The sequence below is a fragment of the Lacisediminihabitans sp. FW035 genome, assembly GCF_054880895.1.
The window spans coordinates 1,887,390-1,912,592 of the sequence record NZ_CM142187.1; the positions used below are offsets into that span (position 1 = coordinate 1,887,390).

General features: G+C 66.6%; 28 protein-coding genes. 12 read left to right on the top strand and 16 right to left on the bottom strand.

The window, feature by feature from the left end; genetic code table 11:
* Positions 1–140: 140 nt before the first annotated feature.
* Genes ACVXZ4_RS09055 through ACVXZ4_RS09080 form a run of 6 tightly spaced genes read right to left on the bottom strand, consistent with a single transcriptional unit; the run spans position 141 to position 4,817 of the window.
* Positions 141–452 carry a CHY zinc finger protein gene (locus ACVXZ4_RS09055; RefSeq protein WP_461797885.1) on the bottom strand — a complete coding sequence of 104 codons (312 nt, stop codon included), beginning with the start codon at positions 450–452 and terminating at the stop codon, positions 141–143.
* A complete protein-coding gene (locus tag ACVXZ4_RS09060) occupies positions 449–1,045 on the bottom strand; it encodes an energy-coupling factor transporter transmembrane component T family protein (RefSeq protein ID WP_461797886.1) in 597 nt (198 codons plus the stop codon). Before ACVXZ4_RS09060 ends, ACVXZ4_RS09055 begins: the two co-directional genes overlap by 4 nt.
* Positions 1,042–1,734: an energy-coupling factor ABC transporter ATP-binding protein gene (locus ACVXZ4_RS09065; protein WP_461797887.1), complete on the bottom strand. Its 693-nt coding sequence runs from the start codon at positions 1,732–1,734 to the stop codon at positions 1,042–1,044. Before ACVXZ4_RS09065 ends, ACVXZ4_RS09060 begins: the two co-directional genes overlap by 4 nt.
* Positions 1,731–2,909: a thiolase family protein gene (locus ACVXZ4_RS09070; RefSeq protein WP_461797888.1), complete on the bottom strand. Its 1,179-nt coding sequence runs from the start codon at positions 2,907–2,909 to the stop codon at positions 1,731–1,733. The genes ACVXZ4_RS09065 and ACVXZ4_RS09070 overlap by 4 nt, the downstream gene beginning before the upstream one ends.
* Positions 2,902–4,155, bottom strand: a complete 1,254-nt coding sequence (locus ACVXZ4_RS09075) for a class I adenylate-forming enzyme family protein (protein ID WP_461797889.1) — start codon at positions 4,153–4,155, stop codon at positions 2,902–2,904. Before ACVXZ4_RS09075 ends, ACVXZ4_RS09070 begins: the two co-directional genes overlap by 8 nt.
* Positions 4,152–4,817 carry a biotin transporter BioY gene (locus tag ACVXZ4_RS09080; protein ID WP_461797948.1) on the bottom strand — a complete coding sequence of 222 codons (666 nt, stop codon included), beginning with the start codon at positions 4,815–4,817 and terminating at the stop codon, positions 4,152–4,154. The genes ACVXZ4_RS09075 and ACVXZ4_RS09080 overlap by 4 nt, the downstream gene beginning before the upstream one ends.
* Positions 4,818–4,924: 107 nt before the next feature.
* Here ACVXZ4_RS09080 and ACVXZ4_RS09085 point away from each other — a divergent pair, with 107 nt between their 5' ends.
* Positions 4,925–5,563, top strand: a complete 639-nt coding sequence (locus ACVXZ4_RS09085; RefSeq protein ID WP_461797890.1) for a TetR family transcriptional regulator — start codon at positions 4,925–4,927, stop codon at positions 5,561–5,563.
* Positions 5,564–5,638: 75 nt separating this feature from the next.
* On the top strand, positions 5,639–7,237 hold the full coding sequence (locus tag ACVXZ4_RS09090) for an ABC-F family ATP-binding cassette domain-containing protein (protein ID WP_185204058.1): 1,599 nt from the start codon (positions 5,639–5,641) through the stop codon (positions 7,235–7,237).
* A 92-nt stretch (positions 7,238–7,329) separates the two neighbouring features.
* Here the strand turns inward: ACVXZ4_RS09090 and ACVXZ4_RS09095 are convergent, their stop codons facing one another.
* The 3 genes from ACVXZ4_RS09095 to ACVXZ4_RS09105 are packed head-to-tail and all read right to left on the bottom strand — an operon-like array spanning position 7,330 to position 8,731.
* A complete protein-coding gene (locus ACVXZ4_RS09095) occupies positions 7,330–8,178 on the bottom strand; it encodes an SURF1 family cytochrome oxidase biogenesis protein (protein WP_461797891.1) in 849 nt (282 codons plus the stop codon).
* Positions 8,175–8,444: a hypothetical protein gene (locus ACVXZ4_RS09100; RefSeq protein ID WP_461797892.1), complete on the bottom strand. Its 270-nt coding sequence runs from the start codon at positions 8,442–8,444 to the stop codon at positions 8,175–8,177. The genes ACVXZ4_RS09095 and ACVXZ4_RS09100 overlap by 4 nt, the downstream gene beginning before the upstream one ends.
* Positions 8,441–8,731: a DUF3099 domain-containing protein gene (locus tag ACVXZ4_RS09105; RefSeq protein WP_461797893.1), complete on the bottom strand. Its 291-nt coding sequence runs from the start codon at positions 8,729–8,731 to the stop codon at positions 8,441–8,443. The genes ACVXZ4_RS09100 and ACVXZ4_RS09105 overlap by 4 nt, the downstream gene beginning before the upstream one ends.
* A 113-nt stretch (positions 8,732–8,844) precedes the next feature.
* Between ACVXZ4_RS09105 and ACVXZ4_RS09110 the strand changes: the two genes are divergently transcribed.
* A complete protein-coding gene (locus ACVXZ4_RS09110; RefSeq protein ID WP_461797894.1) occupies positions 8,845–9,567 on the top strand; it encodes a beta-ketoacyl-ACP reductase in 723 nt (240 codons plus the stop codon).
* A 24-nt stretch (positions 9,568–9,591) separates the two neighbouring features.
* Here ACVXZ4_RS09110 and serB read toward each other — a convergent pair whose 3' ends face one another.
* Both serB and ACVXZ4_RS09120 read right to left on the bottom strand, forming a co-directional pair.
* Positions 9,592–10,230 (bottom strand): phosphoserine phosphatase SerB, encoded by a 639-nt coding sequence (gene serB, locus ACVXZ4_RS09115; protein ID WP_461797895.1) that lies wholly within the window; start codon positions 10,228–10,230, stop codon positions 9,592–9,594.
* 45 nt (positions 10,231–10,275) lie between these two features.
* Complete coding sequence (locus ACVXZ4_RS09120; RefSeq protein WP_461797896.1) at positions 10,276–11,514, bottom strand: glucose-1-phosphate adenylyltransferase; 1,239 nt, start codon at positions 11,512–11,514, stop codon at positions 10,276–10,278.
* Positions 11,515–11,576: 62 nt separating this feature from the next.
* Here ACVXZ4_RS09120 and glgA point away from each other — a divergent pair, with 62 nt between their 5' ends.
* From glgA to ACVXZ4_RS09135, 3 genes are all read left to right on the top strand, one after another.
* Positions 11,577–12,758: a glycogen synthase gene (glgA, locus tag ACVXZ4_RS09125; RefSeq protein WP_461797897.1), complete on the top strand. Its 1,182-nt coding sequence runs from the start codon at positions 11,577–11,579 to the stop codon at positions 12,756–12,758.
* Positions 12,759–12,829: 71 nt separating this feature from the next.
* Complete coding sequence (locus tag ACVXZ4_RS09130; protein WP_461797898.1) at positions 12,830–13,621, top strand: ABC transporter ATP-binding protein; 792 nt, start codon at positions 12,830–12,832, stop codon at positions 13,619–13,621.
* A gap of 82 nt (positions 13,622–13,703) precedes the next feature.
* Positions 13,704–13,952, top strand: a complete 249-nt coding sequence (locus tag ACVXZ4_RS09135) for a type B 50S ribosomal protein L31 (RefSeq protein ID WP_185203826.1) — start codon at positions 13,704–13,706, stop codon at positions 13,950–13,952.
* A 221-nt stretch (positions 13,953–14,173) separates the two neighbouring features.
* Here ACVXZ4_RS09135 and ACVXZ4_RS09140 read toward each other — a convergent pair whose 3' ends face one another.
* Both ACVXZ4_RS09140 and treS read right to left on the bottom strand, forming a co-directional pair.
* Entirely contained in the window at positions 14,174–14,878 is a 705-nt protein-coding gene (locus tag ACVXZ4_RS09140) for an exonuclease domain-containing protein (protein WP_461797899.1), read from the bottom strand.
* Positions 14,879–14,887: 9 nt separating this feature from the next.
* Positions 14,888–16,612 carry a maltose alpha-D-glucosyltransferase gene (treS, locus tag ACVXZ4_RS09145; RefSeq protein WP_461797900.1) on the bottom strand — a complete coding sequence of 575 codons (1,725 nt, stop codon included), beginning with the start codon at positions 16,610–16,612 and terminating at the stop codon, positions 14,888–14,890.
* A 105-nt stretch (positions 16,613–16,717) separates the two neighbouring features.
* On the opposite strand from treS, the gene ACVXZ4_RS09150 reads away from it, so the two are divergent.
* Both ACVXZ4_RS09150 and ACVXZ4_RS09155 read left to right on the top strand, forming a co-directional pair.
* Positions 16,718–17,701 (top strand): alpha/beta fold hydrolase, encoded by a 984-nt coding sequence (locus ACVXZ4_RS09150; RefSeq protein WP_461797901.1) that lies wholly within the window; start codon positions 16,718–16,720, stop codon positions 17,699–17,701.
* On the top strand, positions 17,698–18,795 hold the full coding sequence (locus ACVXZ4_RS09155; protein WP_461797902.1) for a glycosyltransferase family 4 protein: 1,098 nt from the start codon (positions 17,698–17,700) through the stop codon (positions 18,793–18,795). The genes ACVXZ4_RS09150 and ACVXZ4_RS09155 overlap by 4 nt, the downstream gene beginning before the upstream one ends.
* Here the strand turns inward: ACVXZ4_RS09155 and ACVXZ4_RS09160 are convergent.
* Both ACVXZ4_RS09160 and ACVXZ4_RS09165 read right to left on the bottom strand, forming a co-directional pair.
* Entirely contained in the window at positions 18,792–19,463 is a 672-nt protein-coding gene (locus ACVXZ4_RS09160; RefSeq protein ID WP_461797903.1) for a histidine phosphatase family protein, read from the bottom strand. The two genes, ACVXZ4_RS09155 and ACVXZ4_RS09160, sit on opposite strands and share 4 nt — an antisense overlap.
* A gap of 65 nt (positions 19,464–19,528) precedes the next feature.
* On the bottom strand, positions 19,529–20,380 hold the full coding sequence (locus ACVXZ4_RS09165; protein ID WP_461797904.1) for a Sir2 family NAD-dependent protein deacetylase: 852 nt from the start codon (positions 20,378–20,380) through the stop codon (positions 19,529–19,531).
* A gap of 152 nt (positions 20,381–20,532) precedes the next feature.
* Between ACVXZ4_RS09165 and ACVXZ4_RS09170 the strand changes: the two genes are divergently transcribed.
* The 3 genes from ACVXZ4_RS09170 to ACVXZ4_RS09180 all read left to right on the top strand — a co-directional run bounded on the left by ACVXZ4_RS09170 (position 20,533) and on the right by ACVXZ4_RS09180 (position 23,881).
* Positions 20,533–21,336 (top strand): TrmH family RNA methyltransferase, encoded by an 804-nt coding sequence (locus ACVXZ4_RS09170; RefSeq protein WP_461797905.1) that lies wholly within the window; start codon positions 20,533–20,535, stop codon positions 21,334–21,336.
* Between the two features lie 38 nt (positions 21,337–21,374).
* Positions 21,375–22,634 carry a D-alanyl-D-alanine carboxypeptidase family protein gene (locus ACVXZ4_RS09175; protein WP_461797906.1) on the top strand — a complete coding sequence of 420 codons (1,260 nt, stop codon included), beginning with the start codon at positions 21,375–21,377 and terminating at the stop codon, positions 22,632–22,634.
* Positions 22,635–22,783: 149 nt separating this feature from the next.
* Positions 22,784–23,881 carry a fatty acid desaturase family protein gene (locus ACVXZ4_RS09180; RefSeq protein WP_461797907.1) on the top strand — a complete coding sequence of 366 codons (1,098 nt, stop codon included), beginning with the start codon at positions 22,784–22,786 and terminating at the stop codon, positions 23,879–23,881.
* Between the two features lie 36 nt (positions 23,882–23,917).
* Here the strand turns inward: ACVXZ4_RS09180 and ACVXZ4_RS09185 are convergent, their stop codons facing one another.
* The gene (locus tag ACVXZ4_RS09185; RefSeq protein ID WP_461797908.1) at positions 23,918–24,706 is read right to left on the bottom strand and encodes an SGNH/GDSL hydrolase family protein; all 789 of its coding nucleotides are present in this window, start codon (positions 24,704–24,706) and stop codon (positions 23,918–23,920) included.
* 158 nt (positions 24,707–24,864) lie between these two features.
* On the opposite strand from ACVXZ4_RS09185, the gene ACVXZ4_RS09190 reads away from it, so the two are divergent.
* Positions 24,865–25,134: a GlsB/YeaQ/YmgE family stress response membrane protein gene (locus ACVXZ4_RS09190; protein WP_461797909.1), complete on the top strand. Its 270-nt coding sequence runs from the start codon at positions 24,865–24,867 to the stop codon at positions 25,132–25,134.
* The last annotated feature ends 69 nt before the right edge of the window (positions 25,135–25,203 follow it).

Here is a 25,203-nt window from a genome sequence, read left to right on the forward strand (position 1 = left end):
TCGGCGAGATCCCCCATCCCGCGAGTGGGCGGAATCGGCGCCAAAACCGCGGATTCGGCGCCAATTCCGCCCGGTCGAGGTGGGGTTCGACGCGGCGGGCGCGGCGCGCAACCCCCGCGAGTCGCAGCCCCGTGGCGCCCTCAACTCTCGAAGTAGAGGTGGCGGTGCAGCCGACATCCGTCATTGAATGAAGCGCCGCATTCCGGGCAGGCGTGCACGCCGAAATACTCGTCGATGGTCAATTCGCGTGAGCACACCCCGCACAGCACGGCCTTCTGGTCACGCTGAGAGACCGGCCACTGCAGCGCCGGATGGCCCGCGGATGCCTCGTGGCAGAGGTGGCACGGATAGTACAGCCGGCAGCAGTAGAACCTGATCGCGATGACATCCGTCGCCGTGCCGTAGTGGATGCAGCGGGTCTGGTCGTCGATGACCTGGCCGTGGACCATCATTCGATGCCCCGGGCCGCGAGAGCGTCAGCGAGGTCATCCGAGTGCTTGAGCGACATCACCAGCAGCGGCACCACGAAGGTCTGCGGACGCACCGGCACACCCCGCGCCCGCCGGGCCTCCCGGATGTCGGCAGCGAACCCTCCGATCACCGGAATCGCGGTGATGGTGAGCGCTAGAAGGAGGCCGACCGCCGCGGGGTTGACGCCGAATCGCCGCAGGGGGGCCAGCGCTCTCTCGGTGGCGTCGAGAAGGGCGGGGATCCTGGTGGTGAGCGTGATCAGCGCCGCGAGCACGATCACGACGAGCACCCGCCCGGTGTTCGTGGCGGCGACCGCCACCGGCAGGAAGATCGCCTGGGTCACCAGCATCACCACCACGATCCAACGGGCGGCATACACCTGTTGCAGGATGACACGGATGCCGAACCCTGCGCTCAGGTAGAGCGCCACCGCGAGGCATCCGGCAGCCGGGAGCGCCCAGAGGTTCCGCGCGGTGAGGGCAATGGCCAGCGCCAGCATCGCGAACACGAGAATCTTCGCTCCGGCCGGCGCCCGGTGCAGGATGCTCGAGCCGGGGATGTAGAGCACGATCATGCGTTGTCGCTCTCGTAGTGGGCGATGACCGACCCCGGTTCGCCGTGTTCGACCAGCATCCCGGCCTCGAAGCGGAGGACGATGTCGCAACGGGCAGCGAGACGCAGGTCGTGGGTGACGAGCACGAGCTGCTGGGGCATCTCGTCGAGGAGCCGGTTGGCGATCCGTCGGGTATTCGAGGCATCGAGCAGCGCGGTCGGTTCATCCGCGACGACCAGCCCGGGCGCACCGATGAGGATGGCTCCGAGGGCGAGCAGCTGCTTCTGGCCGCTGGAGAGGCTGTGGGTCGGAGCGTCGGCATGGACAGTGAGATCGACGGAAGCGAGTGTCGCGGACACCCGATCCGCGACCTCCGCTCGGGTCAGGCCGCGCCCGCGCAACGAGAACGTCAGGTCTTCGGTGACGGTCGGCATCACGATCTGGGCGTCGGGGTTGCTGAAGATGAAGCCGACCTCGCGCCGCAGCCGTTTGCCGTCCCGCACGGGGTCGAGGCCGTGCACCCTCACCGTGCCTCCGGTCGGCGTGACGAGGCCGTTGAGTAGGCGGGCGAAGGTGGACTTTCCGGAACCGTTAGACCCGATAACTCCGATCCGTTCGACATCGAGGCTGACCGAGACGTCGCGGAGTGCGACTCGTCCGGCGAACTCGACGGAAACGTCTTCGAGGACGATGGCCCGCTCATTGCTCACCGCACGACCTCGAACAGAGCAGCGACGCCCATCCCGCCGCCGATCGCTGCGGTGGCGATCCCGAGGCTTCCGGCCGGAGCACCCTCGCGCACCAGGCGGCTGAACAGACGTACGACGCTGACCGCGCCGCTCGCACCCCAGGGGTGCCCGAGAGCGAGCGCGCCGCCTCCCGAGCAGACCCGGGGATCGACGAATCCCGGCCGGGCGAGACCGAGCTCGTCGAGCACGGCGAGGGTTTGGGCAGCAAAGGCCTCGACGATCTCGAAGGCCACGATGTCGTCGAGGGAGACGCCTACGAGCTCCAATACCCGGTTCACCGCGGCAACCGGACCGATGCCGGGCAGGGCGGGGTCGCATCCGATCGTGGCGTGCGCGACGAGGGCGAGACCGGGGGACGTCCCCCGGAGCTGCGACGGTACCATCGCCACGATCGCGGCTCCGTCGCTGATACGGCAGGAGTTCCCCGCCGTCACTGTGCCGTTCGCGACTCCGGCCGGCGCCGGATACAGCGGGACGAAGCGGGGGAGCAGGGCGGGCATCCGTTCGCGTGGGCTGTCGTCGCGGGAGAGCCCACCGGTCTCGACCAGCTCGTCGTCGAACCCGCCCCGCCGGATCTGTTCGAGAGCGAGCGCGTGGCTCCGGGAGGCATAGGCGTCCTGGCGGTCACGGCCGATGCTGCGCGACTCCGCGAGATCCTGGGCGGCCGGGCCCATTTCGGGATCGGGGAATCCCTCGGGAGCGAACGCCGCACGCGCGTAAGGAGCACCGTCGGCGATTCGCAGGGGAGCGGTGGAGGCGCTCTCGGCGCCACCGGCGAGGTGTAGCCGCGAATCGCCGGCACGGATGCTGTCCGAGGCCGTGATGATCGCAGAGAGACCGCTGCCGCACTGTCGGTCGACAGTCATGCCGGGCACGCTCACGTCGAGACCGGCCGCAAGGGCAGCCAGGCGGGCGATGTTGCCCCCCGGACCCATGCAGTTGCCCAGCACGACATCCCCGATGCCGAGCGTGGATCCGAGCCGGCCCGCGTCGTCCAGGCACGCCCTGATGGCCGCCGACGAGAGTTCGTCGACGGCGAGGTGTGCGAGGCGCATCCCCCGTGTGGATATCGGCGTTCGCCGCGCGGCGATCACGACCGGCCCATTCGCGTCGCGAAGGCCGTGCGGGCTAGTCAAGTCGGGTCACCTCCCCATTCTCGATGGCCCGGCGCGCCTCCGCGCGCGCGGGCTTACCCGACGAGGTCCGCGGAAGTGCGTCGATCCGATACCAGCGCCGGGGCAGGTGGGAAGGCGCGAGCCGGGATCTGGCCTGCTCGCGGAGCTCTGACAGCGACGGCGCGACTTGTCCCGGAGTCGTCTCGATCAGGACACAGACGAGAGCGCCGACTGTGGCGTTGGCGAGGCCGAAGACGATGGCGTCCTCCACCCCGTCGATGCTGCGGAGTGCTGATTCGACGTCCTCGGGCACGACGGTCGCCGCCGCCGTGATGATCGCCCCGTCCGAACGGCCGCGGAAATGCATCCGACCTGCACTGTCGACCTCGACACGGTCACCGACTGTGGCCCAGCCTCCGGGGGCGTACCGCAGCGCGCCCCCTTCGCCGAGATAGCCGGAGGCGAGATAGGGGGAGCGTGCCCAGAGTTCCCCCGCCTCGACCCTCACGTCGACCCCGGGGAACGCGCGGTGGCCGAGTCCGTCGGTGTCCACGGTGACGAAAGAGAGCTCGGCCGCGCCGTAGTACGAGACAACCCGGATGCCGAGGGCCTCGGCCCGGTGGCGCAGCCCCGGTTCGAGGTGTGCGCCCCCGATCAGCGCAACGCGCACCCCGTGCGAGCTCGACGCGCTCTCGAGTGATTCGACGATCACCTGGAGCGATCGCGGGGTGCCGTGGATGGCAGTGGCGTGGTCGAGGTCCGCGAGGGAGAAGCCCTGCGTGCTCGGAAGCACGACGGCGGCTCCGATCGATCGCGAGTGGGCCACCGAGAAGAGCGAGAGGGACGATGACAGCGGAGCCGGGAGGAAGACCGCATCCGAACTTTCTAGCCTCATCAGCGCGCTGACGGCGTCGAAGCATGCCGACCAGGACGCTTCGGAGCGCAGGATCACCCTCGGCGAACCGCTGCTCCCGGAGCTGAAGGCCGCCCAGGCGATCTCTCTGTATTCGGCGGCGGCGGTTGCGAGCATCCGCAGTTGCGCGCGGTATTCCGGGGTCCAGCGATCGTCGCCGAGGAGGGGAATCGCGCCGTTCGCGCGCACCGCGAGGGCAGTGACCACAGAGTTCACCCTGTCGTCGTCGAAGATCGCGACGAGGGAATGGGGCGCATGGGTCCGTGCGGCCGAGTCCCGGCGCATCCGGTCGCGCAGCTCCGACTCGGTCAGGGAGACCGGGCCGCACCACAGGGCGACGGGATCGACAGTCACTCGGCTCTCGCGCCCCGAGTCTCATCGGTCACGACGGGCGCGACAGGCGCGCCCGCCTCATCGTGTGCCGCCAGCCGGAGCTCCGGCGCCGTGTGGGTGGTTCGTTCGAAGGCGCGCGGGTACGCCTTCCACAGCGCGAGGGTGACGATGGTGGCCACCACGACCTTGAGGATGTCGCCCGGAAGGAAGACGGCGCTTGTCAGGGCGGTCTGTGCGAGGGGGAGCCCGGTGATGAGCGACTGGAGGGGGATTCCGAGCGCATAGACGACGACGATTCCACCGGCGAAGGTGCCGATGGCGGTGCGCCACCAGCCGGGCTTCCGGTCGCCGGGCCGCGCGATCAGTCCGACCACGAAAGCGCCGATGATCCAGCCGAGCAGGTATCCCACCGAGGGACCGGCGAACACGGCGATGCCGCCCCGGCCACCGGAAAGCAGCGGCAGCCCCACGAGCACCAGCACCTCGAAGACCGCGACCGCCGCGGCGCCCCTCCAGGATCCGAGGATCGCCCCGGCCAACATCACCCCGAGGGTCTGCGCGGTGATAGGCACGGCGCCGCCGAACACCGGGATGGCACCAGGAATACCGAGCACGGCGAGAATGGCGGCGAAGACGGCGATACGGGAGATGTCACGGATGCTGAATGCGGGACGGGTACCCATGGCCTGTGCTCGATTCGACGCGGTGCTGCGGAGGGAGCGCCGGGCGGCGCGATCCTGAACGGTGTTCACCTGAACGGTGTTCATGACGCTGTTAGACTACCCACACGATGCCCCAACCAGAAACCGTCGGCGCCAGATCCGTGCGTCACACCCGCGACGACGTGGTGTCGGCCGCCCTCGGCATCCTCGACACTCACGGGCTACCCGACCTGACGATGCGTCGCCTCGGCGCGACTCTCGATGTGCAACCCAGCGCACTGTATTGGCACTTCGCGAACAAGCAGACCCTCCTTGCGTCGATCGCCGACCGGATCGTCGAGCGGGCACGTCCCGTGCCGCACAACGGCCCGGACTGGAAATCAACGACGAGGGACGAGGCTTATGCCCTGCGCGACGCACTCCTCGCCTTCCGGGATGGGGCGGAAGTGGTCTCGAGCACTCTCGCCCTCGGACTCGGCGCCGACCTGCCCCACGCGCTGTTCACCGACTCGATCGGGCAGGGGGGCTTCGATCCGCGCACGAGTGGCATCGCCGCATCCGCCCTGCTCCATTTCGTGCTCGGCCATGTGTCGCACGAGCAGCAGCGGCTCCAGGCCGACAGCCTCGGCGTGGTCATCGAGGTGTCTCTTGGGCATGCCGTCGAGTCCGACCCGACGCTTCTCGCCCGTGAATCCTTCGACTTCGGGATCACGCTGCTCCTCGCCGGGCTCGAGGTGCAGCGTCACGCCGCCTCGAAGCCAGCCTGACCGCGAGGAAATATACTAGAGGTTCACCCCTCCCTCCCGTCGTCGCGAGATGACTCAAACAATTGGACTCTGCCTGTGCTCAGCGTGCACGACCTCGAACTGCGTGTTGGCGCACGCATGCTCATGGAGGACGTCACCTTCAGAGTCGAACGCGGCGACAAGATCGGCCTGGTCGGCCGAAACGGAGCGGGCAAGACGACCCTGACCAAGGTGCTCGCCGGCGAGGAACTCGCTACCGGCGGCACCATCGATTCGACCGGCGAGATCGGCTATCTTCCGCAGGATCCACGCTCCGGCAACCCCGAGGACCTGGCCCGCACACGCATCCTGGATGCCCGCGGCCTTGGCCAGCTCGTGATCGGCATGGAGAAGACCGCGCTCGACATGGGCGATTCCGACGAGAAGGTCGCCGCGAAGGCGATGAAGCAGTACGGCGAGTTGCAGGACCGCTTCATGGCGCTCGGAGGCTATGCGGCCGAAGCCGAAGCGGCGTCCATTGCCAGCAATCTGAGCCTGCCCGACCGCATCCTCGATCAGCCGCTCTCGACGCTCTCCGGCGGCCAGCGCCGGCGAATCGAGCTTGCCCGCATCCTGTTCTCCGGGGCGGACACGATGCTGCTCGACGAGCCGACCAATCACCTCGATGCCGACTCCGTCACCTGGCTGCGCGAATTCCTGAAGAACTTCCAGGGCGGACTGATCGTGATCAGCCACGATGTCGAGCTCGTCGAAGACACCGTGAATCGAGTGTTCTACCTCGATGCCAATCGCCAGGTCATCGACATCTACAACATGAACTGGAAGAACTATCAGCGCCAGCGCGCTGCCGATGAGGAGCGCCGCAAGAAGGAGCGCGTCAACGTCGAGAAGAAGGCCGGTGTGCTGCAGATGCAGGCGGCCAAGTTCGGCGCGAAGGCCTCGAAGGCCGCCGCCGCCCACCAGATGGTGCGGCGGGCCGAGAAGATGCTCTCCGGTCTCGACGAGGTGCGCGCCGTCGATCGCGTGGCCAAACTGCGGTTCCCCGATCCGGCCCCGTGCGGCCGCACTCCGCTGATGGCGTCGAACCTCTCCAAAAGCTACGGATCGCTCGAGATCTTCACGGCGGTGGACCTTGCCATCGACCGCGGATCCAAAGTGGTGATCCTCGGCTTCAATGGAGCCGGCAAGACCACACTGCTTCGCATCCTTGCGAGCGTCGACCAGCCGGATACCGGCCAACTCGAGCCCGGCCACGGCTTGCGCATCGGCTACTACGCGCAGGAGCACGAGACCATCGATGTGAAGCGCACGGTGTTGCAGAACATGGTGTCCTCCTCACCGAACATCACCGAGACCGAGGCGCGCCGCGTTCTCGGCTCTTTCCTGTTCTCGGGGGATGACGCCACCAAGCTCGCCGGTGTGCTCTCCGGTGGCGAGAAGACACGTCTCGCCCTCGCGATGATCGTCGTGTCGGGCGCGAACGTGCTGCTGCTCGACGAGCCCACCAACAACCTCGATCCCGCCAGCCGGCTCGAGATCCTCGATGCGTTGGCGAACTATTCCGGTGCCGTCGTGCTCGTCAGTCACGACGAGGGTGCCGTCGAAGCTCTCAACCCCGAGCGCGTGCTCATCCTGCCGGATGGCACCGAGGACCTCTGGAATCGCGACTACGCGGACCTGGTGGCCCTGGCCTAAGGACGCCCGCTGGTCGAGTAGGTCGCTCAGCGACCGTGTCGAGACAGCTCTGCTGGTCGAGTAGGTCGCTCAGCGACCGTGTCGAGACCCGGTCAGCGAGACCCCGTCGTCTCCAGGATCTCGTCCTCGATCTCGCTGTCGCTCCGCGGCTTGGTCAGCTTCTTGCGCTCCCGCACCTCGGCGCGCTGCTGCTCCTCCGGGTCGTCGGCATTCCTCATCCGGTATTCCTGGCGGACGGCGTACCAGAGTCCGAAGAACGCCATCACCCCGAAGATCACCCACTGGATCGCATACGAGATGTGCAGGCCCTCGTCGAGTTCCGGCTGGGGCATCGCAGTCGGGCGGGTGGCGGCCGCCGGGCTTTCGGACACCATCAGGCCGTACGCCCCCGTGTAGGTCGGCTTGCCCACGAGTTTCGCGACATCCGGAAGGTGGATGGTCGCCAGCTCACCGCGGGTGTCCGAGCGACCGCTCAGGGTCGGTTCGCCCGCCTGGAGACGCACCACGACGGTGACGGTGCCGGTGCGTGGGGCCGGGATGCTGTCGGGTCGGTCCTGCTTGTTTCCGATCGGCACATAGCCGCGGTCGACGACGAAGACGGTGCCGTCGGCGAGCAACAGCGGGTCGAGCACCTCGAACCCGGGCTGGCCGTTCAGCGGACGGTTGCGCACCAGCACCTGGTCATCCGCGAGGTAGGTGCCCGTCATCGTCACCTGCTTCCACTGTTGGCGTGAGGAATAGGACGTGAGGGAGGGCAAGGCCGAATCGAGGGCGACCGGGGTGCTGTGGTAGTTGCGGTCGACCAGCTCGTTCGCGCTGCGGGTCTCGTTGAGGCGCGCGACCTGCCACTGGGAGAGTCCAACGCACACGGCGGCGAAGACCACGGCGAGGGCGAGATATCCGAACCAGCGCCGACTCAGCGCGAATCGCCAGCGGTTCATGACGGTCCCTCTACGGCCACGACCTCGGGGAGGCGTTCGAGGGGGTGAGCGAGCGGCGTGACGACGACGGGGAAGTCCCTGGCCTCGAGGTAGTCGTGCAGGTACTCGCGATGGTCTTCGCACGCGAGCCAGATCTTCACCCGCTCCGGACCGTGGATCCGCGGGTTGCGCCAGTTGACGTTCCACGCGGCGGGAAGCGAACACCCGGCCCGCGAACAGGTCGGCTCCGCGAGGCCCCGGTCGTCCATCAGAGCGGAGAGGGTCACTGCGGATCGGGTCCGGGGGTGTTGGGATCGCGCCGCACAATCCCTCCGGGGCGCAACACCTCTGCGGCGGGCCGGGAGATGCTCGCGTTCGCGAGCACGACAGCGATGTAGGGAAGCACGATCGCGCCTACTGCGGGTAGCAATCGCCACCAGCCGGGTACGACGAGGCAGAGCAGAAGGCAGATGGTACGGATGCTCATCGCCACCGTGTACTGGATCATGCGGCTGCGCCGGTCGTCCTGGGGAGACCGGGGGAGAGAGGTGATGGACTGCTGCTGTTTGGCCATGGGTTGTCCCCAGCCTACGGCTAAGATTGCGGGAGTTTGTCGGCGCCCGGCATACGCTCAGGGGGCGTTGAGGCAAGCGCAGAAGACGTTGAGACAGCGAGAGTGGGAGAGCGATGACCAGCTCCGAATTCGTGCCGAGAACCGTGCTTGTGACCGGCGGAAACCGGGGAATCGGATTCGCCATCGCGGCGGAGTTCGTGGCTCTCGGCCATCGGGTTGCTGTCACCGCCCGGTCGGGAGAGGGTCCGGCGGGCAGCCTTACCGTACGCGCGGACGTGACGGATTCCGCGTCGGTCGACGCCGCCTTCACCGAGATCGAATCCGCCCTCGGACCGATCGAGATCCTTGTTGCGAACGCCGGGATCACCCGGGACACGCTCCTGCTGCGGATGTCCGAGGAGGACTTCACCTCGGTCATCGACACGAACCTCTCGGGCGCTTTCCGGGTAGTGAAGCGGGCGTCGAAGGGCATGCTCAAGGCCCGCTATGGGCGCATAGTGCTCGTGTCGAGCGTCGTCGGCCTGCTGGGCTCCGCCGGCCAGGTCAATTACTCGGCGTCGAAGAGCGGGCTGATCGGACTCGCCCGATCCGTGACCCGCGAGCTCGGCGCCCGGGGGATCACCGCGAACGTGATCGCGCCTGGCTTCATCGAGACCGACATGACGGCAGAGCTGCCCGAAGCCCAGCAGGACGCCTACAAGAAGTCGATCCCGGCGGGCCGCTTCGCGAGCCCCGAAGAGGTCGCACGGGTGGTGGCCTGGATAGCCGGAGAGGACGCCGGCTATATCTCCGGGGCGGTCATCCCGGTCGACGGCGGCCTCGGGATGGGCCACTGATCGCTTCGCCGGGTCTCCCGGCCGTCAGCCGCGCAGTCCAAGCAGCGGGAGCAGCTGGCTGAGGTCACGCACGTCCATCAGCACGTGCGCTTCATCGCGCACGGGCGCCTTTGCGTCGAATCCGACCGCGAGGCCGGTGATCGCCATCATCGGAAGGTCGTTCGCTCCGTCTCCGACGGCGACAGTGCTGGCGAGTGGAACGCCGAAATCGGCGGCCCACTCGACGAGGGTGTCGGCTTTCGCCTGCGCGTCGATGATGGGACCGACCAGCCCTCCCGTGAGGTGACCGTCGACAACCTCGAGACGGTTCGCCCTCCAGTAGTCGAGTGCGAGCTCGGCGGCGAGGGGATCGATGATTTCGTGGAAGCCCCCGGAGACGACGGCCACCCGGCCGCCGGCGGCGCGCACCCCCGCGATCATCTCGGGTACACCGGAGGTGACGCGCACGAGTCGACCCACCTCGTCGAAGACCGTCGCAGGGAGTCCGGCGAGTGTCGCTGCCCGAGCCCGCAGGCTCGCCTCGAAGTCGACCTCGCCGTTCATCGCTCGCGCAGTGATCTCGGCGACCGCTGCACCCGATCCCGCGGCATCCGCGAGAAGCTCGATCACCTCGTTCTCGATAAGGGTGGAATCGACATCGAGCACGACGAGAAAGCGGGACATCGGAACCGTTCGTTAGGAGAAGAGAATCGTCAGACCGAAACGACGTCAGCTGACGGTGACGCCCTTGCCGACGACGGTGATCCCCGAATCGGTGACCGTGAACCCGCGAGCCCGGTCGGCGTCGGCATCCACTCCGACGGTCGCACCGGCGTTGACCACGACTTCCTTGTCGAGAATAGCGCGGCGCACGATGGCGTCCGGTCCGATTCGCACCCGGTCGAAGACGATCGAGTCGATCACCTGCGCGCCGGACTCGATGATCGCCCACGGCCCGAGCACACTCCGCTCGATGTGCGCACCCGAGAGCAGTGAGCCGAGCGAGACGATCGAATCGATGGTCGTGCCGAGGTTGCCTTTGGAGTCACGGACGAATTTGGCCGGCGGCGAGTTGAGCTGCTGGCTGAAGATCGGCCATTCGCTGTTGTACAGGTTGAAGATCGGGAGTGCCGAGATCAGATCCTGGTGCGCGTCGAAGAACGACTCGATGGTTCCCACATCCCGCCAGTAGTAGCGGTCGCGGTCGGTGGCACCCGGCACCTCGTTGCGGTTGAGGTCGTACACGGCGGCGTCCCCGCGCGAGACGAAATCGGGCACGATATCGCCACCCATGTCGTGGTTCGAGGTGGTGAGCTCGCCATCGCGCAACACGGCATCTATCAGGATGTCGGCATCGAAGATGTAGTTTCCCATCGAGGCGAGCACCTCGTCGGGGGAGTCCGCCAGACCCACGGCGTTCTTCGGCTTCTCCAGGAACTGCGCGATGCGGGTCGGGTCATCCGGGTCGAGCTCGATGACTCCGAACTGGTCGGCGAGGGAGATGGGTTGGCGGATCGCCGCGACGGTGACCCCCGCACCGGAAGCGATGTGCGCCTCGATCATCTGGCTGAAGTCCATGCGATAGACGTGGTCGGCGCCGACCACGACGACGATGTCCGGCTTCTCGTCGCGAAGCAGGTTGAGGCTCTGCAGGATGGCATCGGCGGATCCGGCGAACCACCGTTTGCCGAGGCGCTGCTGGGCGGGCACGGATGCCACATAGGAGGCGGTGATCCCGTCGAGCCGCCACGTCTGCGATACATGACGGTCGAGGCTGTGCGACTTGTACTGCGTCAGCACGACGATCTGGCGAAGCCCCGAGTTGATGAGATTGGATAGGGCGAAATCGATGAGACGGTAGTTGCCGCCGAACGGGACGGCCGGCTTCGCGCGGTCTGCAGTGAGCGGCATGAGGCGCTTGCCCTCTCCGCCGGCGAGAACAATGCCAAAGATCTTCTTCGATGCCATGTGACAACAGTAGAGGAACGATCGCGGTGCGTCAGCCCGCGAACCGCGCTAGCGTTTGACCTGTGAGAGTCGATCTGATTACCAGGGAATATCCGCCTGAGATCTATGGCGGGGCCGGTGTGCACGTGACCGAACTCGTCAAGGCGCTGCGCCTCGACATCGACGTCGTGGTGCGCGCATTCGGAAAGCCGCGGGACGAAGCCCAGGTGTACTCCTACGAGGTTCCTCCGGGTCTCGCCCACGCCAATCCCACTCTCGCCACCCTCGGGGTGGACCTGGAGATCGCCCAGGACGTAGCGGGGGCCGACCTCGTGCATTCGCATACCTGGTACGCCAACGGGGCCGGGCACATCGCTCAGCTGCTCCACGGAATCCCCCATGTGGTGACGGCGCACAGCCTCGAGCCCCTCCGCCCCTGGAAGGCCGAGCAACTCGGCGGAGGCTACCGGGTCTCGAGCTGGATCGAACGGGATGCGTTCACCGCCGCCGATGCCGTCATCGCCGTCAGTCATGGCATGCGCCGCGACATCCTGCGCTCCTATCCGATGCTCGACGAAGCGAAGGTGTCGGTCGTGCACAACGGGATCGACCTCGAGTCGTGGCATCCGGTCGAGGACGACGCGCTGGTCCGTTCACTCGGGATTGATCCCGATCGCCCCTCTGTGGTCTTCGTCGGTCGAATCACCCGTCAGAAAGGCCTGCCGTATCTCCTGCGCGCCGCGGCATTGCTGCCGGCGGACGTTCAGCTTGTTTTGTGTGCCGGAGCGCCGGACACCGCCGAGATCATGGCTGAGGTGCGCGCCGGCGTCGCCGAACTGCAGGAGACCCGCACCGGGGTCGTCTGGATCGAGGAGATGCTGAGCCGCCGCGTCCTTTCGGCGGTGCTCACCGCGGCGACGACCTTCGTCTGCCCGTCGATCTACGAGCCCCTCGGCATCGTGAATCTCGAGGCCATGGCCTGCGGTGCGGCAGTCGTCGGCACCGCGACCGGGGGCATCCCGGAGGTCATCGACGATGGGGTGACCGGTCGCCTCGTGCCGATCGCGCAGGCGGAGGACGGCACGGGTACGCCGCTCGACCCCGACCAGTACGTTGCCGACCTCGCCCAGGCTCTCACCGAGGTCGTCGGCGACCCGGACTCGGCGCGGCGCATGGGGGAGGCGGGACGGATCCGCGCCGAACGTGATTTCGGCTGGGATCGCATCTCCAAGCGCACCCAGGAGATCTACCGCTCACTGCTCTGAATCCCGCGGCGCGCCCCTCGTGCACGGTGGGGCTCGAAGGAATCGCCCGAACGCGCAGGTAGGGTTGAGGCATGGCCAGCGTTCTCCAGCTTTCCGACGTCTCCGTCGTCCGAGAAGGCAACCACATCCTCGATTCCGTCAACTGGACCGTGGAGGACGACCAGCGCTGGGTCATCCTCGGGCCGAACGGTGCGGGCAAGACCACACTTCTGCAGCTCGCCTCGGCGATGATCCATCCCACCTCCGGCAGCGTGAAGATCCTGGATGTCACGCTCGGTCGCACCGACGTGTTCGACTTGCGCCCGCGAATCGGATTCGCTTCCACGGCGATGGCGCGGCGCATCCCGGCCACCGAGCGGGTGCTGGATGTCGTGCTCACTGCCGCTTACGCCGTTGCCGGCCGCTGGAACGAGGCCTACGAAGACATCGATGTTCGCCGCGCCCAGCGGGTTCTCGCCGAGTGGAAGCTCGATCACCTCGAGGACCGGCGATTCGGCCAACTGAGCGACGGCGAACAGAAGCGTGTGCAGATCGCCCGCTCGGTGATGACCGACCCGGAGCTCCTGCTGCTGGATGAGCCGGCCGCGAGCCTGGACCTCGGTGCGCGCGAAGAGCTGCTCCAGTTGCTCGGCGGCTATGCCCGTGCGGAGCAGGCGCCGGCCATCGTGATGGTGACCCATCATGTGGAGGAGATCCCGCTGGGCTTCGGCCACGCACTGTTGTTGTCGCACGGGCGGATCACGGCAGCGGGCCCCATCGGCGAGGTGATCACCTCGGAGAGATTGACCGAGGCGTTCGGTCTCGACCTGCAGGTGGAAGAGCGCGACGGACGATTCACGGCACGCGCCGCCCAGTCCTCCTAACAGGCACCACTTCTGGTAATGTAATCCCTTGGCCCACGCGCCGAATTTTTCCCGCTCCCTTCCCAACACCAAGGAATTAACGATGAAGACTGACATCCACCCCGACTACAGCGCGGTCGTCTTCCGCGATCTCGCGAGCGGCGAGACCTTCCTCACGCGCTCGACCGTCAAGAGCGACAAGACGATCGACCTCGACGGCGTGACCTACCCCGTCATCGACGTGGAGATCTCCTCCGCCTCGCACCCCTTCTACACCGGCAAGCAGCGCATCCTCGACAGCGCCGGCCGCGTCGAGAAGTTCAACTCGCGCTACAAGGGCTTCGGCGCGTAACCCACAGCGTTCGACACAGGGCGATCGGCTTCGGCCGGTCGCCCTGTGTCTGTGTTGGCTCGGCCGGGGCCGGACGTTATCGGCTCGGCCGGGCGGGTCGTTCACCAGCACGTGCGGGGCCGAACGTCGGAAATGCTGCTGTTGAAAGACCTATCGGCCGAAAAGCTGATGTCGAACGAACCTGCGTGTCCGTGTGGGTCGGGACGGCGCCGAAGTCCGGCTTAGCGCTCGGGCCAGGCCCCGTCGGCGACGAACGCGGGGTCTTTCGTGCGGCGCATGTACTCCTGGAAGCTCGTGGCGCTGTCCGCAGCCCACTCCACCTGGTTCGTATGGACCAGCGTGACATCGGCGCCGAGCGTGTCGCAGTATTTGCGGGCGATCGCCTGCGCCACGCGGCCGGCTGCCACGGCATCCGCTTCGGCATCGTGCGCGTCCATGAGTTCGACCCCGTAAAACTCCGCGGCCGCCTCGAGGGTGCGCTTGCCCTTGCGGTAGCGGTCCATCGCGCGGTCGATGACCAACGGATCGATGATCGGGATCGGGTCGGCCAGCGGCTCGATGCCGTAGCGGAGGCACTCCCGGTTGAGCAGGGTGAGGTCGTAGGCCGCGTTGTAGATCACGATCGGCACGCCCTGAGCCAACAGTGCGCGCAGCACCGCCACGATCTCGGCGACCACCTCCGCCGCATCCCTGCCTTCGGCTCTTGCGCGTTCGGTGGTGATGCCGTGCACGGCAGACGCCTGCACGGGGATCTCGACCCCGGGGTCGGCGAGCCAGGAGACGCCCTTCGGCGACCCCGCGGCATCCACGACCCCCACGTAGGCGGAGACGATCCGGCTCGTGTCGGTGTCTATGCCCGTCGTCTCGAGGTCGAAAACCCCCAAGCGGTCGTACCAGGATGCTGCTGAGTCGCCGTCGCCATTCACAGTCCCAACCTAGGGCCGACCACCGGCAGGGCTCGGCGACCCGACGTGCAACCAGTAGAAACTCTGTGTGCCGAGGGTGAGGGTGACCTTGCCGTCCTCCGTGAAGGCGGGGAATTCCCCGCCGCCGAAGAGGTCGTACAGGGTGGATCCGGCGAACTGCTCCGCCTTGATCGTGACGGCGATCGGATTGTGGGCGAAGCTGAACACGCAGAGCACATCCTCCGCCGAATCTCCGAACTGGGTGCCGGATCCGGCATAGGAGCGCACGAACGCCAGCACGGATTCGTGGTCCGTCTCGAGCACGGTGAGGGAACCGAGCCCGAAGGTGGGGTGGGCCTTGCGCACGTGGATCACATTGCGCACCCAATGCAGAAGTGACCGCGACTGGGCGAGCTGGGACTCCACGTTCGTGAGGTTGTAGTTGTAGACCAAAGACTGCACGACCGGCAGGTAGAGCTTGCCGGGGTCTGCCGAGGAGAAGCCGGCGTTGCGGTCGGGCGTCCATTGCATCGGCGTGCGGGAGGCATCACGGTCGGCCAGCCAGATGTTGTCGCCCATGCCGATCTCGTCGCCGTAGTAGAGGAACGGGCTTCCGGCGAGGCTGAATAGCAGCGCGTGGGCGAGTTCGAGCTCCGCCCGCGAATTGTCGAGCAGCGGCGCAAGACGACGCCGGATGCCCACATTCGAGCGCATCCGTGGGTCGTAGGCGTACCAGCCGTACATCGCCTGGCGGTACTCCTCCGACACCATCTCGAGGGTGAGCTCGTCGTGGTTGCGGAGGAACACGCCCCAGCCCGCGCCATCCGGGATGTCCGTGGTCTCGGCCAAGATGCGGGTGAGCTCCGCAGCGTTCTGTGACCGGAGCGAGTAGAAGATGCGTGGCATCACCGGGAAGTCGAAGGCCATGTGGCACTCCGGCTCTTCCTGGGTGCCGAAGAATGCGGCGACCTCACGCGGCCACTGGTTCGCCTCGGCCACCATGATGCGGCCGGGGAACTCCTCGTCGAACATCGCCCGCACGCGCTTGATGTAGTCGTGGGTCGGCGCTTCACCCTCACCGTTGCCCTCTTCGGATTCGAACAGGTACGGGATCGCATCGAGCCGGATGCCGTCCACCCCGAGGTCGAGCCAGAAACGCATCACGTCCATCACCGCGTCCTGCACTGCTGGGTTCTCGAAGTTGAGGTCGGGCTGGTGGGAGAAGAAACGGTGAAAGAAGAACTGGCGTCGAACCGGGTCGAAGGTCCAGTTGGACTCCTCGGTGTCGACGAAGATCACGCGGATGTTCGGGTACTTCTCGTCGGTGTCGCTCCAGACGTAGTAGTCGCCGTACGGACCTTCCGGGTCGGAGCGCGACTGCTGGAACCACTCGTGCTGATCCGAGGTGTGGTTGAGCGGATAGTCGATGATGATGCGCATGTTGCGCTCGTGCGATTTGGTGACGAGATCCTTGAACTCGTCGAGCGTGCCGAACTCCGGCAGGATGGCCCGGAAGTCGGACACGTCGTAGCCACCGTCTCGCAGCGGCGACTGGTAGAACGGCGGCAGCCACAGCGCGTCGATGCCGAGCCACTGCAGGTAGTCGAGTTTGGAGAGCAGGCCCTGGAGATCGCCGGAACCGTCTCCGTTGCTGTCGACGAACGAGCGGACCATCACCTCGTAGAACACAGATCGCCGATACCACTGCGGATCGAGGGTCAGACCGGGCAGTTGGATGGGGGCGGTAAAGCTCACAGTGCTCCTCTCGAGAGCAGGGTCGCTAGGGGATTCGCTGGGCCGTTCAAGTCTAGGCGCGTGTGCGAAACGCCCGCGTAACTTCGTTTACGTAGAATCGAGGCAATGTCTGTTCACTCGCCCTACGCCGAATTGCTCGACCGGATGCCTATCGAGCGACACGAGATCGTGATCCTCGGGAGCACCACCCGTTACTGGGTGTACGGACCGGTCGACGCGCCCCTCACGATCGTCGTCGCGCACGGGTACCGGGGTGAGCACCACGGCCTGGAGCCGGTGATCGCCCAGCTGCCCGGAATTCGCTGGATCGGGCCGGACATGCCCGGTTTCGGCGAGTCGACACCACTCACCGAGGTGCCGCATTCGATCGACGGCTACGCCAAGTGGCTCACAGCCTTCGTGGACGCGCTTGGGCTGACGGGCACCGCTGTGACACTCGGGCACTCCTTCGGAACCATCATCTCGTCGAAGGCGGTAGCGGGTGGCCTGAAGACGCCCGCCCTGATCCTGGTCAATCCGATCTCGACCTCCGGGCTGGAAGGCCCGAGCAAGGTCGCCACGAAGCTGACCGTGGCGTTCTATCGCCTGGCCGGCCGGCTGCCCGACCGGGTCGGCGAGTTCCTGCTCAAACGCTGGATCGTGGTGCAGTTCATGAGCTCGGTGCTGGCGAAGACGAAAGACCGCGACCTCCGCCGCTGGATCCACTACCAGCACCACACCTACTTCAACAGTTTCGCCAGCCGCGACTTCGTGGTCGAAGCCTTCGAGGCGTCGGTCGGTTCCGACGTGAGCACCTACTCCGACGGCATCACGATCCCCACTCTGCTCGTGGCCGCCGAACTGGATGACATCACCCCGGTGCAGGCCCACCGCGACCTCGTCGCGAGCATGGCTGATGCCCGGCTCGAGCTGCTCCTCGGCGTCGGTCACCTCATCCACTACGAGGTGCCGCAACTCGCCGCAGTGGCGATCCACGGCTTCCTCGTCGAGCAAGGCCTCTTCGGTGAGCTGCCTCCCGAGGCCGGGAGCGCGCCGCGGAGCGTCAGCAGCAACAGCATCGACTCCGGCACGGAGCCCACCCAGCCGTGAAGGTGATCTTCGATTGCCGCTACACGCGCTTCGTGCGCCACGACGGCATCAGCCGGTACACCGCCGGGTTGGTCGAAGCGTTCTCCCGGCTGCATCCGGTGACGATGCTCATCAGCGACGAGCGGCAGCTCGCCCTCCTGCCCGACCTGCCCTGGGTGATGGGCCGCCCCGGCACGAGCGCACTCGAACCATTCATCGGAATGCTCTCCATCAACAAGTGGAAGCCGGATGTGGTCTTCAGCCCCATGCAGACGATGGGCGCCACCGGGCGCCGCTACAAACTCGTGCTCACCGTGCACGACATGGTCTTCTACCGCATCACGAAGATCCCGCCGGGGTACAGCTGGTTCGTGCGGGCGATCTGGCGGGCTTTCTACCTCACCTACTGGCCTCAGCGCGCGGTGCTCAGCCGGGCGGATGCCGTCGTCACCGGCTCGTACAACTGTGAGCGCGAGATGATCGAGGCGCGACTCACGCGTCGCCCCCTCACGGTGATCCGCCCCGGCGTGGACGACTCCGGGCTTCCTCAGCGCGACCGCCCGGCCTCGAAGTCGCTCGTCTACATGGGCACTTTCCAGCCGAACAAGAACGTCGAGACCCTGGCCCGCGGCATGCACCACCTTCCGGGATACACGTTGCGGCTGTTGTCCCGCATCAGCCCCGAAGACCGTGACCGGATTGCGGCGCTCGCGCCGGTGGGATCCATCCGATTCGACGACGGTGTCACCGACGACGAGTATCTCGACGCTCTCGCTGACGCGACCGCGATGGTGACAGCGTGCTGGGATGAGGGTTTCGGCATCCCGCTGATCGAGGGCGAAGCGGCCGGAGTGCCCCTCGTCCTCAGCGACATCCCCCTTTTCCACGAGGTCGGCGGCGAGGCCGCGGTCTACTTCGACCACTCGGATGCGCGGGCATTTGCCGACGCGGTGCTGTCGATCGAGGCTCCGGGGGAGTGGCGTCGGCGCAGCGAGGCATCACGCGACCGATCCGCCGACTTCACCTGGGACGAATCGGCCCGGAGGCTGCTGGCCTTGCTCACATCGATGGTGCCGTCGAGTGAGACCGCCGAACGCCGGTCCCAGGGCGGTTAGGCGCCAACCTCTCGCTGCTCCACGGCGTTCTGGTCGTCGAGATCACCGCAATCGTCCGCGACGGACTCGATCTCGATCGGATCGTCGAACAGCACCAGCTCGAGTGCACCGTCCACATGACGGAAGCTGTGCACCGAGCCGTTGGTGATCGGGATGCCCCGGTGATAGCGGGTCAGGGGCGAGACATGGTTGAGCACGGTGCGGATGACCCCTCCGTGCGTCGTCACGATGAGCCGGGCATCGGCGGCCGACGGAGCGCGGGACTCCTCGTGGCGCCGGGCGAGATCGACGAGCGCCGGGATGACGCGAGCCGCGACATCCTCCCGAGACTCACGCCCCGGCACCGGGGTGTCGCCGGGGAAGAGTCGGAACAGTTCATGGTCGTCGAGGCCTTCCGCCTGCCCGTATCGCCGTTCGACGAGGGCGTCGAGTACCTCGATGCGGGAGGGGTCGATGCCGACGGCCGAGGCGATGATCGCACCGGTCTCGAAGGCCCGGGAGAGGGGACTCGACGAGATTCCGTCCCAGTCGCGTTTCGCCAGCAACCGGCCGGTGCGAGCGGCCTGGGCCCGGCCGACATCGTTCAAGGGGATGTCGGTGCTGCCCTGGATGCGGCGGGCGCGGTTCCAGTCGGTCTCCCCGTGCCGCACGAGATAGATCAGTGTCATGCGCGTCAGGGCCCTCCCGCGAGCGGTGGGCGTTATCGCGTCGATTGCCACCCGACCGGGACGGGTCAGATGGCGAGTCGGAGTGCGAGTTCGGCGAGTGTCTCCGAAGCGCCCGCGTCAATCTTAACGGTCGCGCGCGGGTCGCCTTTCGTGATGCCGCGATTGACGATCACCACGGGAAGGCGCCGTTTAGAAGCCTGATCGAGAAGCCGGATGCCGGAGTTGACCACCAGTGACGACCCGGCGATGAGCAGCGCCCCGGCCGATTGCAGCAGCGCGCTCGCCTCGGAGAATTTCTCGGTGGGGATGAATTCTCCGAAGAACACGATGTCCGGCTTGAGGATGCCGCCGCAGACCGTGCAATCGGGCGTCACGAAGTCGGCGATCTGGGTGAACTCCACGTCGCCGTCGGGGCCGAGTTCGAACGAATCGGGCTCGTCGAGCCAGGCGTTTGCTCGGGTGATGCGTTCCGAGACATCCGAGCGGGCGAAGGTCTGGCCGCAGGTGAGGCAGCGTACGCGGTCCATGGTGCCGTGGAGGTCGACGACGCGCTGCGAGCCGGCGCGCAGGTGAAGCCCGTCCACGTTCTGGGTGATGATGCCGTTGACGATCCCGTCGGTCTCGAGCTCGGCGAGGGTGCGATGACCGTCGTTCGGGGAGGCCCCATCGAAGCGCTTCCAGCCCAGGTGGCTTCCCGCCCAGTACCGTTTGCGGTATTCGGCGTCCTTCAGGAACTGCTGGAAGGTCATCGGGTTGCGCGGGGGAGCGCCGTCACCGCGGTAGTCGGGGATGCCGGAGTCGGTGCTCATCCCTGCGCCGGTGAGCACAGCAACGGTGCGGCCGCGCAGGGCATCGGCTGCGGCGTCCAACTCGGCGGATGTGGCGAGAGGCCACTCGCGAAGGGCGGCACCAGACATGGTCGACACCCCTCTCCGCATTCGGCGGCACAGTCGCGTGCCTACCCCAGAGTAAACAATCGAGTTTTCGGATATGTTTCCGATTGCTGGCAGTCTGAGCCATCCATTTTCCCAAACCCCACCACGACGCCGGATCCGGCGGCAGGAGTTCCATGCACATCGTGCGCATCGACGACCTCGACCACCCGGGCCTGGCCGACTATTCCGGCCTCACCGACGTCGCGCTCCGACGGCTGAGCGAACCCGCCGGGGGGCTCTACATCGCGGAATCGTCGAAGGTGATCTCGCGGGCGATCGCCGCGGGACACCGACCGCGGTCGATCCTCGTGCAGGAACAGTGGCTTCCCGAGATGGAGCAGCTGCTCGCGCCCTTCGACGTCCCGATCTACGTCGGCGCCCCGGGCCTGCTCGAGAAACTCACGGGCTTCAACCTGCATCGCGGCGCCCTCGCGGCGATGCACCGGCCGCGCCTACTCCCGGTGGCCGACGTGATCGCGGGAGCCCGCCGAGTTGTGGTGATCGAGGATGTCGTGGACCACACCAATGTCGGCGCCATCTTCCGTGCCGCAGCCGGTCTCGGCGCGGATGCCGTGCTCGTCACGCCACGCTGCGCCGATCCGCTCTATCGCCGAAGCGTGCGAGTGAGTATGGGCACGGTGCTCCAGGTGCCGTGGACTCGCCTTCCGGAGTGGCCGGAGGCCGCGGACATTCTCACGGGCGCCGGATTCCACCTCGCGGCCCTCGCCCTCGCGGACGATGCCGTGACCCTCGATGTGCTCGCGCAGGATCCGCCGGAGAAGCTGGCGATCCTGCTCGGCACCGAGGGCGATGGGCTGAGCCGGGTCGCGGTGGCGCACGCCGACACCGTTGTCACCATCCCCATGATGCACGGGGTCGATTCGCTGAATGTCGCGTCGGCGAGTGCCGTCGCGCTCTGGGCGCTCCGGGTGCGGTGATGCCCGTCTCGTGCGGGTTGGAAACCTAATATGGTTTCATGCCGGTGAAGGAGGGGTCCACGTCGGCGGTGCGCCGGAGGCCGACCCGTGGCCAGCTCGTGCGGCGGCGGATCGCCGTGCTCTCGGCTGCCACCCTGGTCATCGCGCTCGGCATCTATATCCCGCTCACCCTGCTCGCGCCCCTCGGGGCCGCCGCCCCGAAGCTCGTGCCCTTCACCAATCCCGAGCGCACCGCCGCCGCTCCTGCCCTTCCGGCTTACGGGGCCAGCGCAGTGGGGGTGATCGGATATCCCGAGGCGAGCGCGTCGGCCGGGAGCACCACTCCCTTGCCGATCGCGAGCATCAGCAAGATCGTGACGACCCTCGTCGTGCTCCAGGCCAAACCGCTGTCGCCGGGTGACTCCGGCCCCACGATCACCTTCACGGCGGCGGATGCCGCGCTTCGCGCCAAGTACATCGCCCTCAACGGCGAGACCAAACCGCTCGCGGCCGGGTCGACGATCAGCCAGCTCGATCTCCTGCGGGTCACTCTCGTCGCCTCGGCAAACAATTATGCCGACGCCCTGACCGGTTGGGCCTTCGGCACTCGCGGAGCATTCGAGATCGCCGTCACGGCCTGGCTCGGTTCGCACGGGCTGAAGCACACGACCATCGTGGAGCCGACGGGCATCAATCCCGGAAACACGAGCACGGCGTCCGACCTGGTGGAGATCGGCAAGCTCGCCCTCGCCGATCCAGTGGTCTCGCAGATCGTCTCGACCCAGTCGATGACTCTCGCCGGGGTCGGGAGCTTCGCCAACACCAACACGCTGCTCGGTAAGCACGGCGTCGAGGGCATCAAGACGGGCACTCTCAATGGATCCTCCAACCTGCTCTTCGCCGCCACCTACCGCTATGGGAGCCATTCGGTGACTGTTGTGGGTGCGGTGGTCGGCGCCAGCGACCACAAGGCGGTGGATGCCACGGTCACCGCACTTCTCGCGGGTGTGAAATCCGGATTCCATGAGATCGTCCTGGCGAAGAAGGGCCAGGCGTTCGCCGACTTCGTCACGCCGTGGTCGCAGAAAGCCCGGGCTGTCTCGACGAAGACAGCGTCCGTGCTGGTCTGGAGCAACACCCCCGTCACCGCGGTGGTCGCCGCGGGTGCTGCACGGGTCGGCGCGGCCGCCGCCGCCGTCGGCCGGGTCACGTTCACAGCCGGAAGCCAGTCCGTGAGCGTTCCCCTCACGCTCGACCACGTCCTCGTCGACCCCGGCCCGTGGTGGCGACTCTCGAACCCCATCGAGCTGATCGGCTGAGCGCTCGGCGTCTTCCGGGAGACGCGCCGTGTATGCTCATTTGCGCATAAATGCATTGCTCTCACAGGATTTTCGCTTATGGTAATCACATCCTTTGGAGCACCCGCTCGTTCTACCCCGACTGGGAAGTCATTTCGAATCGAGGTATCGTGAGCGATGCAGTCGTGTCACCGGTAGTGACCTTCACCAAGACCAAGCCCGGCGGGTCGCGTACCAACCCCACGACCGAGTATTCGTCGCTCCTCCGCACCGTTCGCGATGCCGGCCTCCTGCGCCGCCGCACCGGCTTCTACGTGATGATGTTCTCGATCATCACCCTCGCACTCGGAGGTGCCATCACCGGGTTCATCCTGCTTGGTGACAGCTGGTACCAGTTGCTGATCGCCGGCGCCCTGGGAGTCATCCTCACGCAATACGCGTTCCTCGCCCACGAGGCTGCTCATCGCCAGGTCTTCGAGTCGGGTCGGGCGAACGACGTTGCGGGCCGCGCCCTGGCGAATCTCTTCGTCGGAATCAGCTATTCCTGGTGGATGACGAAGCACAGCCGCCACCACGCCAACCCCAACGTGATCGGCAAGGACACCGATATCGAGCGGGACTTCGTGTCGTTCACCCCTGAAGACGCCGCCCGGGCAAAGGGCCTCTATGCCTGGGCTACCCGCCGCCAGGGCTACCTGTTCTTCCCCGCACTTCTGCTCGAAGGCATCAACCTCCACATCCTCGGATTCAAGACGGTGTTCGGTCGCGACCGGGTCGATCGCCGCTGGGTCGAGATCAGCATGCTCGTTCCCCGTATCGCGCTCTACGTCGCCGTGATCTTCCTATTCCTCCCGGTGGGCATGGCCTTCGCGTTCATCGGCGTTCAGGTCGCGGTCTTCGGGCTCTACATGGGAGCGTCCTTCGCCCCGAACCACAAGGGGATGCCGATCCTGCCGCACGACAGCAAGGTCGATTTCCTCCGCCGCCAGGTGCTCACGTCCCGCAACATCACGGGACTCGGTACGACGACCTTCATGGGCGGACTCAATTACCAGATCGAGCACCACCTCTTCCCGAACATGCCTCGCCCGCACCTCGCGAAGGCTCGTGAGATCGCGAAGGAGTACTGCGATTCTCACAACATCCTCTATACCGAGACCTCGCTGACCCAGTCCTACGGCATCGTCATCGCCTATCTCAACCGTGTCGGACTCTCGGCCGGTGGCGACCCCTTCGACTGCCCGGCGGCCACCCAGTTCGGTCGCTAGGCTCGCGGCGCCGTTGGGCGAGCGCTCGCTCTGCTATCAGCTGGACGTCTGGCCGAGGTAGGGGCCGGCATCCGGCCGCTTCGCCGTAATGCCGTCGCCCGACGACTGGTGGCGGATGCGTCGAAGAACCCAAGGCACGAGGTATTCCCGTGCCCAGCCCATGTCCTCCACCCGGGCCTGACGCCAGGGCACCCGCACGAGCGGCTCTGGCGTGAACGGCTCGAGGTCGTTCTCCACATTGAGCGCCTCGAGGACCATTCGCGCGATCGCGGTATGCCCGACCGGGGAGAAGTGCAGCCGATCGGGAGCCCACATGCGCGGATCCTTGAGTTCGCGAAGAGCCCACATGTCTGCGACCACGAGATCGTGGCGAAGTGCGATCGCCCGCAGGTTCTCGTTGTAGATCGCGACCTTGCCGCGCGAGCGATTGAGAACCGGGGTCATCCCGATGTCCGGCCCGTTGAAGAGCACCACCGTCGCGCCGTCCGCACGCAGCCGCGCGACTCCGGCCTCGAGGATCGTCGCGAGGCGGTCCGGGTCGGTGTTCGGGCGGATGATGTCGTTGCCGCCGGCCGAGATCGAGATGAGGTCAGGGCGCAGGGCGAGCGCGACATCCACCTGCTCGTCCAGGATCTGGCGCAGCAGCCGGCCACGGATGGCGAGATTCGCGTAGGCGAAGTCGTCGGTCTGTTCGCTGAGCACTTCGGCGACCCGGTCCGCCCAACCACGATTGCCTCCCGGGCTCTTCGGCTCGGGATCCCCGATTCCTTCGGTGAAGGAGTCGCCGAGAGCGACATAGCGGGACCAGGGATGCTGCTGAGTCATGGTTCTACCCTGCATCAGGCAGACGCGGCACGCCAAACCGAGAGCTAACAGGGGATTCGCTCGGAGTCAAGGCCCTTGTCCCCCAAAAGGGGGAAGGGAACAGTAGACAGCGGCATTCGAGATCCGGATGACCACATCATGACTTTTTGGAGAAAACCATGGGAATCATCGGTTGGATCATTCTGGGACTAATCGCCGGAGCTATCGCCAAGGCCATCCTCCCGGGCAAGCAGGGCGGCGGCTGGCTCATCACCCTGATCCTCGGAGTCGTGGGCGCACTGCTCGGCGGCTTCCTCGCCAGCGCCATCTTCGGCGTCGCAATGGGTGGATTCTTCGACATCCGTACCTGGGTCATCGCGATCCTGGGCTCGATCGTCGTCCTCCTCATCTACGGCCTCGTCACTCGCGGTTCGCGGAGCCGCGCGTAACTACGCGCTTCGGAGAAAGGTCCCTCCGCCTTCGGGCTGAGGGACCTTTTCGTTGTGCCGGCGTGACCG